General features: G+C 43.1%; 13 protein-coding genes. 12 read left to right on the forward strand and 1 reads right to left on the reverse strand.

Features of this window, described 5'->3' with window-relative positions; translation table 11 throughout:
* The first annotated feature begins 9 nt into the window (after positions 1-9).
* From AB1A65_RS04705 to AB1A65_RS04760, 12 genes are all read left to right on the forward strand, one after another.
* Complete coding sequence (locus tag AB1A65_RS04705) at positions 10-1284, forward strand: choice-of-anchor B family protein (protein WP_366586131.1); 1275 nt, start codon at positions 10-12, stop codon at positions 1282-1284.
* 3 nt (positions 1285-1287) lie between these two features.
* Positions 1288-2631, forward strand: coding sequence for a hypothetical protein (locus AB1A65_RS04710; RefSeq protein WP_366586133.1), 1344 nt, complete (start codon positions 1288-1290; stop codon positions 2629-2631).
* Positions 2632-2748: 117 nt separating this feature from the next.
* Positions 2749-3078, forward strand: coding sequence for an iron-sulfur cluster assembly accessory protein (locus AB1A65_RS04715; protein WP_366586135.1), 330 nt, complete (start codon positions 2749-2751; stop codon positions 3076-3078).
* A 39-nt stretch (positions 3079-3117) separates the two neighbouring features.
* Positions 3118-4563, forward strand: a complete 1446-nt coding sequence (gene sufB, locus AB1A65_RS04720; protein WP_366586137.1) for a Fe-S cluster assembly protein SufB — start codon at positions 3118-3120, stop codon at positions 4561-4563.
* A gap of 87 nt (positions 4564-4650) precedes the next feature.
* Positions 4651-5403, forward strand: a complete 753-nt coding sequence (gene sufC, locus AB1A65_RS04725; protein WP_366586139.1) for a Fe-S cluster assembly ATPase SufC — start codon at positions 4651-4653, stop codon at positions 5401-5403.
* Between the two features lie 67 nt (positions 5404-5470).
* Positions 5471-6790 carry a Fe-S cluster assembly protein SufD gene (sufD, locus tag AB1A65_RS04730; protein WP_366586141.1) on the forward strand — a complete coding sequence of 440 codons (1320 nt, stop codon included), beginning with the start codon at positions 5471-5473 and terminating at the stop codon, positions 6788-6790.
* 109 nt (positions 6791-6899) lie between these two features.
* Positions 6900-8141, forward strand: a complete 1242-nt coding sequence (locus AB1A65_RS04735) for a cysteine desulfurase (protein WP_366586143.1) — start codon at positions 6900-6902, stop codon at positions 8139-8141.
* A gap of 72 nt (positions 8142-8213) precedes the next feature.
* Positions 8214-8636, forward strand: a complete 423-nt coding sequence (locus AB1A65_RS04740) for a SufE family protein (protein ID WP_366586145.1) — start codon at positions 8214-8216, stop codon at positions 8634-8636.
* A gap of 6 nt (positions 8637-8642) precedes the next feature.
* Positions 8643-8972, forward strand: coding sequence for a DUF59 domain-containing protein (locus tag AB1A65_RS04745; RefSeq protein WP_366586147.1), 330 nt, complete (start codon positions 8643-8645; stop codon positions 8970-8972).
* Positions 8973-8996: 24 nt separating this feature from the next.
* On the forward strand, positions 8997-9230 hold the full coding sequence (locus AB1A65_RS04750) for a TIGR03643 family protein (RefSeq protein WP_366586149.1): 234 nt from the start codon (positions 8997-8999) through the stop codon (positions 9228-9230).
* Between the two features lie 194 nt (positions 9231-9424).
* Entirely contained in the window at positions 9425-9931 is a 507-nt protein-coding gene (locus AB1A65_RS04755) for a DUF2480 family protein (RefSeq protein WP_366586151.1), read from the forward strand.
* A gap of 299 nt (positions 9932-10230) precedes the next feature.
* Positions 10231-11163: a DUF3078 domain-containing protein gene (locus tag AB1A65_RS04760; protein ID WP_366586153.1), complete on the forward strand. Its 933-nt coding sequence runs from the start codon at positions 10231-10233 to the stop codon at positions 11161-11163.
* Positions 11164-11495: 332 nt separating this feature from the next.
* Here AB1A65_RS04760 and hflX read toward each other — a convergent pair whose 3' ends face one another.
* A complete protein-coding gene (gene hflX / locus AB1A65_RS04765; RefSeq protein ID WP_366586155.1) occupies positions 11496-12707 on the reverse strand; it encodes a GTPase HflX in 1212 nt (403 codons plus the stop codon).
* Positions 12708-12883: the final 176 nt, after the last annotated feature.

The raw sequence follows: 12883 nt of genomic DNA on the forward strand, positions 1-12883 counted from the left end.
TGCCATGCTATGGGAATAAAAGCCTTATCGCCACTTTTTGCCATTTTGGTTCTAGCGGGATGCTCAAGTAGTGGTGATTCTGATGGTCCTAGCGACCAAGGCGGAGATGGGGCCGGAATGGAGAATGAAGGTCCGGACATTGGTGATGGGAACATATTTTTGTGGTCTACCCCTTGCGAGGGTGGCGTGGCCAGTATTTACCCATGTCAAGAGTATGACCTACTTTTTCAGATGCGTCTCAATGCTTTCAACGCAAATGCTGGAAATGACATTTGGGGTTGGACAGACCCTTCAACTGGGGGCGAGTATGCACTCATCGGTTTGGACAATGGAACAGCCTTTGTTGATATTACCGATGCTGAAAACCCAGTCTATTTGGGAAAGCTACCAACAGCCACCGAATCCAGTATTTGGCGGGATATCAAAGTCTATAATGACCACGCTTTCATTGTCTCCGAAGCCACAAATCACGGTATGCAGGTGTTCGACCTAAAAAGACTTCGGGATGTGACCAACCCACCACAACTGTTTGTTGCTGATGCCCGTTACACTGGAATTGGAAATGCTCACAATATTGTGATCAATGAAGAAATGGGCTTTGCCTACCCTGTTGGCACGGCTCGAAACGATACATTCAACGGAGGAGTGCATTTTGTGGATATCCAAAATCCAACAAGCCCTACCGGTGTTGGAGGATATGGGGCAAACGGATACACCCATGATGCCCAAGTAATTACGTACAATGGTCCGGACACCGACTACACAGGGCATGAAATTTTTATCGGGGCCAATGAGACCCAAATAGCCATTGCAAACATCACAGATAAATCCAACCCCACAGAAATAGGAACACTGAGCTACTCCAATAGGGGCTATACACATCAAGGGTGGTTTACCGAAGACCACCGTTATTACATTTTGGGGGATGAAACTGATGAAATCAGTTTTGGTTTTGATTCCAGAACCTTGGTTTTTGATATGACCGATTTAGATAATCCAGTTTTGCATACAACATATACAGGGCCAACCTCAGCCACAGACCATAATGGCTATGTAAAAGGGAATGAATTTTTCTTGGCCAACTATTCAGCGGGCTTGCGGGTTTTGGACATAACAGGAATTGACTCAGGGACTATTTCTGAAATTGGTTTTTTTGATACTCACCCCTCAAACAATACTCCCGGATTTGATGGGGTTTGGAGTGTCTACCCCTATTTTGAAAGTGGGAAGATTATTGTCAACGACACGGAAGCGGGATTCTTTGTGATTCAAAAATCAAACTAGATCATGAAAAAGATACTGGTCTATTTGATTTTTATGGGTCTTTGGTCATGCTCGGATGACGATACCTCCCCAGTTCCAGAAATGGAAATCCCTTTTTTAGGAGGAGTAGAATGGATAAAAAGTTTTGGTGGTTCTGGAGAGGAAACAGGCCAGTCCATTATCCAAACAATGGACGGGGGCTATGCCATCTTGGGGTATAGTAACAGTACAGATGGCGATTTGGCTGAAAAAATCTTGGCTGTAAACGATTATTGGCTGTTAAAGTTGGATGCCGAAGGCAATCTACAATGGAGCAAAACCTATGGGGGCACCAAGGACGATCGTGGGCAATCCATAATCCAGACCACTGATGGCGGCTATGCTATTGTGGGATATGCCATGAGTGATGATGGAGATGGAAGCAATAATGAAGGTTTCCATGATAATTGGATTCTTCGTTTGGATGCATCTGGTACTATTTTATGGGAGCGAAGTTTTGGATTTGCAGGACATGATCATTGCTATGATTTGGTTCAGACCTCGGATGGCGGTTTCTTTTTTGCTGGCTTTTTGGATGTGACCTTATCCAATGGCGAGGGTAATTTTGGAAAAGGATCAACATCACATACCCGACACGGGGTTGGAGAATTTTGGGGGACTAAAATCGACTCGGAAGGTAACTTGCAATGGCGCCGTTATTTTGGAGGCACCAACAACGATCGCGCCCATGCTGTGGTACAGGCAGATGATGGCGGATTTGTGATGTCCGGCTTTTCAGAAAGCGATGATTTTGATATTTCAAACACTAAGGGCAGTTACGATTTTTGGGTGGTTAAAATCGATGAAAACGGCACTTTGTTATGGGAAAAATCCTTTGGCGGAACGGGTATTGAGGTTTCCTACGATATCAAAAAAACACATGATGGAAACTATGCAGTTTTGGGACATACCTTTAGCACTGACACCGATGTTTCCAAAAATAATGGTGAGTCTGATGTATGGCTCATCAAAATAGATGATGACGGAAACCTGCTTTGGGAAAAAACTTTTGGCGGGTCAGAGTTTGATGATGCCAAAGGACTCGATATCACACCTGAAGGCGGTTTTGTAATCGCCGGGAATTCCAAAAGTACGGACGGTGATGCCACTGAAAATAAAGGTGAAAACGATCTGTGGCTCATCAAAACAGATAGCGAAGGAAATTTAACCCATCAAAAATCCTTCGGCGGCTCCGGTTTGGACTTTGGTTTTGACGTTGCGTTTAGCGCAGACGGCAGGATTGTTCTGGTTGGAGAAGCGGCCAGCAGCGACTTTTTGGGCCTTGATTCTAAAGGAATGACGGACCTTGTCGTCATCAAAATAAAATAGCCGTTCTGTTCCATAGAAAACCCCTATGAACATATTCGTTATTATAATGTTAGGATTCATGGTAAAACCCTACTTATACAGTATATTTGTGGGCTATTTAGAACAAATCCAGTTAAGATGATTAAAGTTTCAGAAACAGCTAAGCAGAAAGTGGTGTCACTCATGACCGAGGAAGGTTATGATGCGAGTACCGATTTTGTGCGTGTAGGTGTAAAAAGTGGAGGGTGCAGCGGTTTGTCCTATGAATTGAAATTTGATAAAACAGCTGCTGATTCAGATAAGGTTTTTGAAGATAATGCCGTGCGCATCATCGTAGATAAAAAGAGTTTTTTATACCTAGTGGGCACTACATTGGAATATTCAGGGGGGTTGAACGGGAAAGGCTTTGTCTTTAACAATCCCAATGCACAGCGCACCTGCGGCTGTGGGGAGAGTTTTTCACTATAATTTTTGACTTTGAGCCTTTGATTGGCTAACTTATAAGATATGGCGTATACTGAGGAAGAATTAAAAAAAGAACTGGAAACCAAAGAGTACGAATATGGTTTCTACACAGATATAGAATCGGACACCTTGCCCAAGGGTCTGAACGAGGACATTGTTATTGCCATTTCCAAAAAGAAGGAAGAACCGGATTGGATGACGGAGTGGCGATTGGAAGCCTTTAGGGCTTGGCAGAAAATGGAAGAGCCGGAATGGGCCAATGTAAAATACAAGAAACCCGATTTTCAGGATATTTCCTATTACTCCGCACCCAACAAAAAACCCAAGTACAATAGTTTGGATGAAGTAGATCCAGAATTGCTGGACACTTTCAAAAAGTTGGGCATCTCTGTGGATGAGCAAAAGAAATTGGCCGGGGTGGCCGTGGACATTGTAATGGATTCCGTTTCGGTGGCCACGACCTTCAAAAAAACCTTGGCGGAAAAGGGCATTATTTTCTGCTCCATTTCCGAAGCCATTCAAGAACACCCAGAGTTGGTGAAGAAATACATCGGCTCCGTAGTTCCGAAAAAAGATAATTTTTATGCTGCATTGAACTCCGCAGTCTTTTCGGATGGGTCTTTCTGCTATATTCCAAAAGGGGTGCGTTGCCCAATGGAGCTTTCCACCTATTTCCGAATCAATCAGGCGGGAACAGGGCAGTTTGAGCGAACCTTGGTCATTGCCGAGGAAGGCAGCTACGTAAGTTACTTGGAAGGTTGTACCGCCCCTATGCGCGATGAAAACCAATTGCACGCCGCCGTAGTGGAACTCATCGCCTTGGACAATGCCGAAATAAAATATTCAACAGTCCAAAACTGGTTCCCTGGCGATAAAGAAGGTAAAGGTGGTGTTTTCAATTTTGTGACCAAACGTGGTCTTTGCGAAAAGAACGCCAAAATCTCTTGGACTCAGGTAGAAACCGGTTCGGCCGTTACATGGAAATACCCTTCTTGCATTTTGAAGGGTGACAACTCCATCGGAGAATTTTATTCCATTGCCGTGACCAACAACTTTCAACAAGCGGATACCGGCACCAAGATGGTTCACTTAGGGAAAAACACCCGAAGTACTATCATTTCAAAAGGTATTTCTGCTGGACAATCACAAAACAGTTACAGAGGATTGGTCCAGGTGAACAGCAGGGCAGAAAATGCGCGGAACTTTTCACAATGCGATTCCCTTTTAATGGGCAACCGATGTGGCGCCCATACCTTCCCTTACATTGAGGCGAAGAACAAAACAGCCCAGATTGAGCACGAGGCCACGACCAGTAAAATTGGTGAAGACCAAATTTTTTATTGCAACCAACGTGGCATCGATACAGAGAAAGCCATCGCATTGATCGTGAATGGTTTTAGCAAGGAAGTCTTGAACAAGCTCCCCATGGAGTTTGCTGTGGAGGCCCAAAAATTATTGGAAATCAGTCTAGAAGGTTCGGTAGGATAGCTTCGACTTCGCTCAGCTACCTTTTGAAGGTTGATTGAGCGTAGCCGAAATCATATAATTCAAATTAAAGAATACAACTTTTTGAAAATGCTAAAAATCAACAATTTACACGCAAGCGTAGACGATAAAAAAATCCTGAAGGGCATCAACCTTGAGGTCAATGCAGGAGAGGTACACGCCATTATGGGGCCCAACGGTTCAGGAAAAAGTACCTTGGCCGAAGTCATTGCCGGAAAGGAAGAGTTCGAGATAAAAAAAGGAAACATTTATTTGGAAGGCGAGGATTTGGAAGAGATGGCTCCTGAGGAAAGAGCACACAAAGGCATCTTTCTATCTTTTCAATACCCGGTTGAGATTCCTGGGGTGTCCGTGACCAATTTCATTAGAACGGCCATTAACGAATCCAGGAAAGGACGAGGCATGGAAGATATGCCCGCCAATGAAATGCTGAAACTGATTCGTGAAAAATCCCAATTGTTGGATATCGATCGTAAGTTCTTGTCCCGTTCCTTGAACGAAGGATTCTCTGGAGGAGAGAAAAAACGAAACGAAATTTTCCAAATGGCTATGATGGAACCCAAACTGGCCATTTTGGATGAGACCGATTCCGGATTGGATATCGACGCATTGCGTATTGTGGCCAACGGGGTCAATAAATTAAGAGGTAAGGACAACGCAATAATCGTGATTACCCACTATCAGCGTTTGTTGGAATACATCGTTCCAGATTTCGTACACGTATTGCATGATGGGAAAATCGTGAAATCTGGTTCCAAGGAATTGGCCTTGGAATTGGAAGAAAAAGGATACGACTGGATTAAACAGGAGGCTGCGGTATAAAAGAGATATGATTTCAGATACCGGATATCAGATTTCGTAGTACTGAGAACTGAAAACTGAATAAGAAATGGATTTAAAAGATAAATTACTCTCATCTTTTTTGGCTTTTGAAAACACTATGGATTTGAACCATCCGGTTCATGAAGTACGTTCTGAGGCCATTAAAAATTTTGAGGAAAAAGGGTTTCCCTCCAAAAAAGAGGAAGCTTGGAAATATACATCACTGAACAGCTTGCAAAAAGTGGACTTCAGCATTTTTCCAAAGCAGGAAAACACCTTGGAGTATAAGGACATCAAGAAGTATTTTTTGCATGAAATCGATACCTACAAGATTGTTTTTGTAGATGGGGTATACAGCTCATATCTTTCGGAAACCACCCATGATGTGGTTGACGTTTGTTTGATGAGTTCTGCATTCAACAAACCCATGTTCCGTCCCGTTCTCGATGTATATTTTAACAAAGCGGCTTCCAAAGATGAGTCGTTGACTACGTTGAACACCGCTTTTTGCAGAGAGGGCGCTTATATCTACATCCCAAAGAACAAAATGCCCAAAAAGCCCATCCAAATTTTGCATTTGGCCACGGGGAATGAGGCCGCTTTGATGCTACAGCCGCGAAACTTGATTGTTGCAGAGCAAAATGCCGAGGTTCAGATTATAGAACGCCATCAAAGTTTAACAGAGAATGAGGTGTTCACCAATTGTGTGACGGAGATTTTTGCAGCCAAAGACGCCATTGTGGACTACTACAAGGTTCAGAATGATAATAACAATGCTTCCTTGGTGGACAACACCTATATTTCACAAAAGGATAGCAGTGTGGTTCGGGTACATACCTTTTCTTTTGGTGGAAAATTGACCCGAAACAATTTGAACTTCTATCAAGATGGGGAACGCATTGATTCTACCTTGAAAGGTGTGACCATTTTAGGTGAAAAACAGCATGTGGACCACCACACGCTCGTACATCATGCCCAACCCAACTGCGAGAGCCATCAAGATTACAAAGGAATTTTTGGGGAACGTTCCACTGGGGTCTTCAATGGAAAAATCGTAGTGGACAAGATTGCCCAGAAAACAGATGCCTTCCAGCAGAACAACAACATTTTGATCAGTGACAAGGCCACAATCAACTCAAAACCCCAATTGGAAATTTTTGCGGATGATGTAAAATGTTCCCACGGATGTACCATTGGTCAGTTGGATGAAGAAGCGTTATTCTACTTAAGGTCAAGGGGAATCCCTAAAAAGGAGGCCACTGCTTTGATGATGTACGCTTTTGCCAACAATGTCTTGGAAAGTGTCCGAATCCCTGAACTAAAGGTGCGTATCAACAAGATTATTGCCAGCAAACTTGGCGTTCGAGTTGGATTTGATGAGCTATAAGGCAACCCATAGATGCCGTTTCGAGCCTTCATTCCTTTGGAATGGACGAGAAACGTCGAACTTTAGATTTTCATGGAGCCTGTCTTAAGCGACAGTCGAAAGATTCAAAATGACAAACAAAAGTACCATAGCAACCACGTTTGATGTCGATGTAATTCGAAAGGATTTTCCCATCCTCAACCGAAAGGTCAATGGGCAACCTTTGGTGTATCTGGACAATGCGGCAACTTCGCAAACACCCAAGCAGGTCATAGATGTTATTGTGGACTATTACCAAGGCTACAATGCCAACATCCACCGTGGAGTGCACAGCCTTTCCCAAGAAGCTACCGATGCCTATGAAATGGCCCGGAAGAAAATTCAGGAGCATTTCAATATTGCTACATCCAAAGAAGTCATTTTCACCTCCGGGACCACCCATGGCATCAATTTGGTGGCCACAGGATTCTCTTCTTTTTTACAAAAAGGGGATGAGGTAATCGTATCCGCCATGGAGCACCATTCCAACATTGTACCGTGGCAAATGTTATGTGAACGAACAGGAGCGACACTGAAAGTCATTCCCATGAATTTGGATGGTGACTTGGTGATGGAGGAATACCATAAACTGTTATCCGATAGGACAAAATTGGTGTTCTGCAATCATGTTTCAAATGCTTTGGGCACCATTAACCCCATTGAAGAAATTATTGGGGCTGCCCACAACGTAGGTGCGGCAGTTTTGATCGATGGCGCACAGGCCGCTGCCCATATCAAATCCGATTTACAAGCTTTGGATGTGGACTTTTATGTGGTTTCGGCCCATAAAATGTGTGGTCCAACCGGTGTGGGCATGCTGTATGGAAAAGAGGAATGGCTTAAAAAATTGCCACCCTATCAAGGTGGGGGTGAAATGATTGCAGAGGTTACTTTTGAAAAAACTACCTATGCTGATCTACCCCATAAGTTTGAAGCGGGAACGCCGAACATTTGCGGAGGAATCGCTTTTGGTGCTGCATTGGATTATATTAACGGCATTGGGTTTGAAGCGCTTACCCAATACGAGGATGAGCTCGTAGCCTATGCGACCCAACAACTCTTGAGTATCGAAGGTCTTAAGATTTACGGCACTGCCCAACGCAAAACCTCGGTGATTTCGTTCAATATAGAAGGAATCCACCCCTATGACATCGGCACCATATTGGACAAATTGGGTATTGCTGTGCGAACGGGTCACCATTGTGCACAGCCAATCATGGACTTTTACAAAATTCCGGGTACGGTACGGGCCAGTTTCAGTTTTTATAACACAAAAGAAGAAGTGGACAAGTTGGTGGCAGGTGTAAAACGTGCTAAAGGCATGTTGGAATAACCGATTCGTTATCTTTATCTTAAAGACTTGATAAGCACCTTTCCGAGTTGTACTTTTGAAGAAATCTGACGCATGACCATACAAGAAATACAGGAAGAGATAATTGACGAGTTCTCCCTATTCGATGACTGGATGCAGCGCTACGAATACATGATAGAACTGGGTAAATCCCTTCCCTTGATCGAGGAACAATACAAAACTGATGACAACCTCATTAAAGGTTGTCAGAGCAAGGTTTGGGTACATGCCGAGTTGGATGGAGACAAATTGGTATTTACGGCAGATAGCGATGCCATTATCACCAAAGGAATAATTGCCATTTTGATCAGGGCGTTCAGCAATCAAAAACCGCAGGACATCATTGATGCTGATACAAGCTACATTGATGAAATTGGTTTAAAAGAGCATTTGTCCCCAACCCGCGCCAACGGATTGGTTAGCATGGTAAAGCAACTGAAGTTGTATGCTGTAGCTTATCAAACCCAATTAAATTAGAACAAGATGAGCGAAGAAATCACCATAGATACCCAAGACTTGGGAGAAAAAATAGTAAAGGTTCTCAAGACCATTTATGACCCAGAAATTCCTGTGGACATTTATGAGTTGGGCTTGATTTACGATGTATTCGTAAACGAGGAGTATGATGTAAAAATTTTGATGACCCTGACTTCGCCCAATTGTCCAGTTGCAGAAAGCTTGCCTGCGGAGGTAGAGGAAAAGGTAAAATCGTTGGACGAACTCAAGGACGTGGAAGTGGAAATCACCTTTGATCCCCCTTGGACACAAGAACTCATGAGTGAGGAGGCGAAGTTGGAACTTGGGCTGTTATAAAACATCGAAATAAATCACAAACAGATGACCACAAGACAAATCGATAGAATTATTGAAATGGCTTGGGAAGATAGAACTCCATTTGAAGCCATTGAATATCAGTTTGGTTTAAAGGAGAACGATGTTAGGGAAGTGATGCGAACCCATCTTAAAAGTTCATCTTTTAAGCTTTGGAGAAAGAGGGTAAAAGGGAGGAAGACCAAACATCAGAAAACGTCTTTGGCCAGCAGGTTCAAATCCCAAAACCAAAAACTGTAAATTAAAATTGTCCCCTTGAGTGTCTGCACTGAGCGCAGTCGAAGTGGGACCTTAGGGGTGTAGTTTTACAATTCCGCATAGATGATGAGCGTTCCGTTGTTCAACGGGACAGGAAGTCGAAGCAAGATGCGGAATCCAATAAATAAAAAGATTCCTGCCCCTGCCTGCCGACAGGCAGGGGCAGGAATGACAGTATGGAAGAGAAAATCATAAATAGAGTAGCCCAAAGCAAACTGGTCACTTTTGATCTAGAGGAATTGTACCCCAAAGGGGAACGAAAGGTGCTGGATATAAAAGACTGGTTACATGAGGGCTTTATTTTACGCGAAAAGGAGTTTAGAAACCATGTGGACACCCACAATTGGTCAGAATACCAAGACTGTTATGTAGCCTTACAGTGTTCCACCGATGCCATTGTACCCGGATGGGCGTTTATGTTGGTGGCCTCTCAACTTCAACCCTATGCCAAAAAAGTGGTGGTGGGGAGTTTGGAGGATTTGGAAACAATGCTTTACCAATCTGTTTTGGATTCCTTGGATGTCTCCCCCTACACAGACAAACCCGTGATTATTAAGGGGTGTTCCCACAAGCCCGTTCCCCAGAATGCCTACCTGATGGCTATCGAAAAAATACAGCCTGTGGCCAAGAGCGTCATGTATGGCGAGGCATGTTCTTCTGTACCGCTGTATAAAAGGAAGTAATCAGATATGAGTCTTCAGATGTCAGTTCGAGCCTGCCTTTCGGCAGACAGGCGCAGTTGAGAGTCAATTAAATGAAAGTCAATCTTTGTTATTTCGAAATCTCCTTTCAGACAATAGACAAGAGATGACAACTCATCATCCTATTGTCATTTCGAAATGAGCGCAGCGATTGAGAAATCTATTTTGGATGATAGCCAGTAATTAGGTTTTTGAGAACACAAGTTTCAAGTACTGTGGCATAGTGCAGAAAAAATGGTGACATTTCTTATTTTTGGGGTCTAAACACGAAACTCCATACTATGAAGAAGCTACTTTTTATGGCAGGGGTCTTTTTGACTCTTGTTTCGACCCATGCACAAACCGGGGAAGAGATCAAAGCCGAGATGGCACCCAAAAAAGATTCCATTGCCGCCATTCAAGGGCGTGTTGATGCCCTACAAGCCCAACTAGATGCCCTACCCGGCTGGAAAATAGGGGCCTTTGGTACCATTGGCGGAAGTCTGTCACAGTTCAACAATTGGTTTGCCCAAGGTATTCCCAACAACTCTTCTGGAAATATTGGGTTTACGGTAAATGCCTATGCCAATTTGCAGGAAGAGAAATTCTTTTGGCGAAATGCAGCTAACGTTAATTTGGCGTGGGTTAAATTGGACGATAAGGACGACCCCACAGATGATGATAGCTTCCGGCAGGCTACGGATGTGTTCAATATTTCTTCACTATATGGTAGAAAGCTGAGTGAAAAATTTGCTATTTCGGCCTTGGCGGAATACAGGACCACTATTTTGAGCAACTTCAATGATCCTGGCTATCTGGATTTGGGTGTCGGAGCCACATGGACCCCTATTACTGACCTGATAGTGGTTATCCATCCGTTGAACTACAACTTTGTCTTCAGCAGTGAGGATACCATTTTTGAATCTTCTATGGGTGCCAAGATTGTGGCGGATTACACCAAAAAAATTGGAGCGGTCAACTTTAAAAGTAACCTTTCTCTTTTTCAAAGCTATGAAAGCAGCGACCTTAGTAACTGGACCTGGATTAATTCGTTCTCCTATACCCTTTGGAAAATGATTGGCGTTGGTTTCGATTTTGGTCTGAGAAACAACAAGCAGGAAACCTTGAACTATATCGTTAACAATGCACCCACGCCAGACCCAACGGCTACATTTGATACCATTGATAATGAATTGCAAACCTATTGGACCCTTGGGTTGAGCTATAAGTTTTAATAGGTTGACTAAAACAGCAAGAGTGAATTCAGATTTGTTACATTTGGACTGAGCTCAATGTGACAAAATTAAAATCTATCTTACAAAAAATGCCCTCAATGTTGAGGGCATTTTTGTGGGGTGAAATATGATTTTTCAATGTTTTTAAGTCCATGGCCAAAGTAGGTTAAGATCATATAAAGATCCAGTGGACACTAAAGGCTTAAAAACAGTTTGAAAGTAGTTTTTATGTGGTTACCCTATAAATTTTTGTTGTGAACTGCATAAAACTTGTGGCAACGAGACATCCAAAAGTAGTTCGTCGATGAAGTAGGGCATTTTGCCTTTTACATTTAGTACTGATCTAAATGCTCTGGGTACAAAAAGTTATTATACGGAAAGCGTGTTACATGGATGTCCCGGACTTCATCGTAGACACGCTTTCTAAATTCATCCAGATTTTCTTTGTTCAAGGCTGAGATAAAAATAGCGCGGTCCCCAATTTTGTTGAACCAAGTATTCTTCCACTCGTCAATAGTGAAATGGGCCGAGGTACGTTCGGTAACAAGGTCATCCTCGTCAATGGTCTCTGGCGTGTATTTATCGATTTTATTAAAGACCATTATGGTTTTTTTGTCCGAACTTTTGATTTCATCCAAAATCTGGTTCACTGAGGCAATGTGCTCTTCAAAGTTGGGATGTGAAATATCCACCACATGCAGCAACAAATCCGCTTCACGAACTTCATCCAAGGTGCTTTTAAAACTTTCCACCAGTTGTGTGGGTAATTTTCTGATAAACCCTACCGTATCACTCAATAAAAAAGGGAGGTTGCCGATGACCACTTTCCGAACGGTTGTATCCAAAGTGGCAAAAAGTTTGTTCTCGGCAAACACATCGCTCTTGCTGATTACGTTCATTAAAGTAGATTTTCCCACATTGGTATATCCAATTAAAGCTACACGTACCAAAGCTCCTCTGTTGCCACGTTGGGTCTCCATTTGGCGGTCTATTTTCACTAATTTTTTCTTGAGCAATGCAATTCGGTCACGAACAATACGCCTATCCGTTTCAATCTCGGTTTCACCTGGACCGCGCATTCCAATACCCCCACGTTGCCGCTCCAAGTGTGTCCAAAGTCCGGTCAGTCTTGGTAAAAGATATTCGTATTGGGCCAGTTCCACTTGGGTACGGGCATAACTGGTCTGGGCGCGTTGCGCAAATATATCAAGGATAAGCCCAGTTCTGTCCAAAATCTTACAGCGTAATATTTTTTCAATGTTGTTCTGCTGGGCCGGAGTAAGCTCGTCATCAAAGATTACAGAACCAATTTCATGATCTTTTACATATTGTCGTACCTCCTCCATTTTTCCGGTACCAATAAAGGTCTTGGGATTGGGCACATCAACCTTTTGGACAAAGCGTTTTTCAACCTCACCCCCTGCGGTATAGGTCAAAAATTCCAGCTCGTCCAAATATTCGGTTACCTTCTCTTCATCTTGACTTTGGTTGATAACCCCAATGAGCACCGCTTTTTCGTACTCTATGGTCTTCTTTTCTAGCATACAATCAATTAAAGTGCAAATCTAAGCAATGTTTTGGAAGCTGATTTTGGGCAGTAGGGATTTATGGCGTTTTCATCCAGAAAAGCAGCAGTGTTTTTTGTTTTCAGCTCATTCTAATTTGGATGTAGCTGGTGGTTGAACAAAAAAAAGTCATTGTACGAATGCAAACTTTGGAT

The sequence above is a fragment of the Allomuricauda sp. ANG21 genome (genome assembly GCF_040705235.1).
GTDB classification, from domain to species: Bacteria; Bacteroidota; Bacteroidia; order Flavobacteriales; family Flavobacteriaceae; genus Flagellimonas; species Flagellimonas marina.

Bases quoted from the DNA above. Each gene is read 5' to 3' on its own strand.
- AB1A65_RS04755 (WP_366586151.1), top strand. From the start codon at position 9,425: ATGGAAGAGAAAATCATAAATAGAGTAGCCCAAAGCAAACTGGTCACT.
- AB1A65_RS04745 (WP_366586147.1), top strand. From the start codon at position 8,643: ATGAGCGAAGAAATCACCATAGATACCCAAGACTTGGGAGAAAAAATA.
- hflX (WP_366586155.1), bottom strand. From the start codon at position 12,707: ATGCTAGAAAAGAAGACCATAGAGTACGAAAAAGCGGTGCTCATTGGG.
- sufD (WP_366586141.1), top strand. From the start codon at position 5,471: ATGGATTTAAAAGATAAATTACTCTCATCTTTTTTGGCTTTTGAAAAC.
- AB1A65_RS04715 (WP_366586135.1), top strand. From the start codon at position 2,749: ATGATTAAAGTTTCAGAAACAGCTAAGCAGAAAGTGGTGTCACTCATG.
- AB1A65_RS04710 (WP_366586133.1), top strand. From the start codon at position 1,288: ATGAAAAAGATACTGGTCTATTTGATTTTTATGGGTCTTTGGTCATGC.
- AB1A65_RS04735 (WP_366586143.1), top strand. From the start codon at position 6,900: ATGACAAACAAAAGTACCATAGCAACCACGTTTGATGTCGATGTAATT.
- AB1A65_RS04705 (WP_366586131.1), top strand. From the start codon at position 10: ATGGGAATAAAAGCCTTATCGCCACTTTTTGCCATTTTGGTTCTAGCG.
- sufC (WP_366586139.1), top strand. From the start codon at position 4,651: ATGCTAAAAATCAACAATTTACACGCAAGCGTAGACGATAAAAAAATC.
- AB1A65_RS04760 (WP_366586153.1), top strand. From the start codon at position 10,231: ATGAAGAAGCTACTTTTTATGGCAGGGGTCTTTTTGACTCTTGTTTCG.
- sufB (WP_366586137.1), top strand. From the start codon at position 3,118: ATGGCGTATACTGAGGAAGAATTAAAAAAAGAACTGGAAACCAAAGAG.
- AB1A65_RS04750 (WP_366586149.1), top strand. From the start codon at position 8,997: ATGACCACAAGACAAATCGATAGAATTATTGAAATGGCTTGGGAAGAT.
- AB1A65_RS04740 (WP_366586145.1), top strand. From the start codon at position 8,214: ATGACCATACAAGAAATACAGGAAGAGATAATTGACGAGTTCTCCCTA.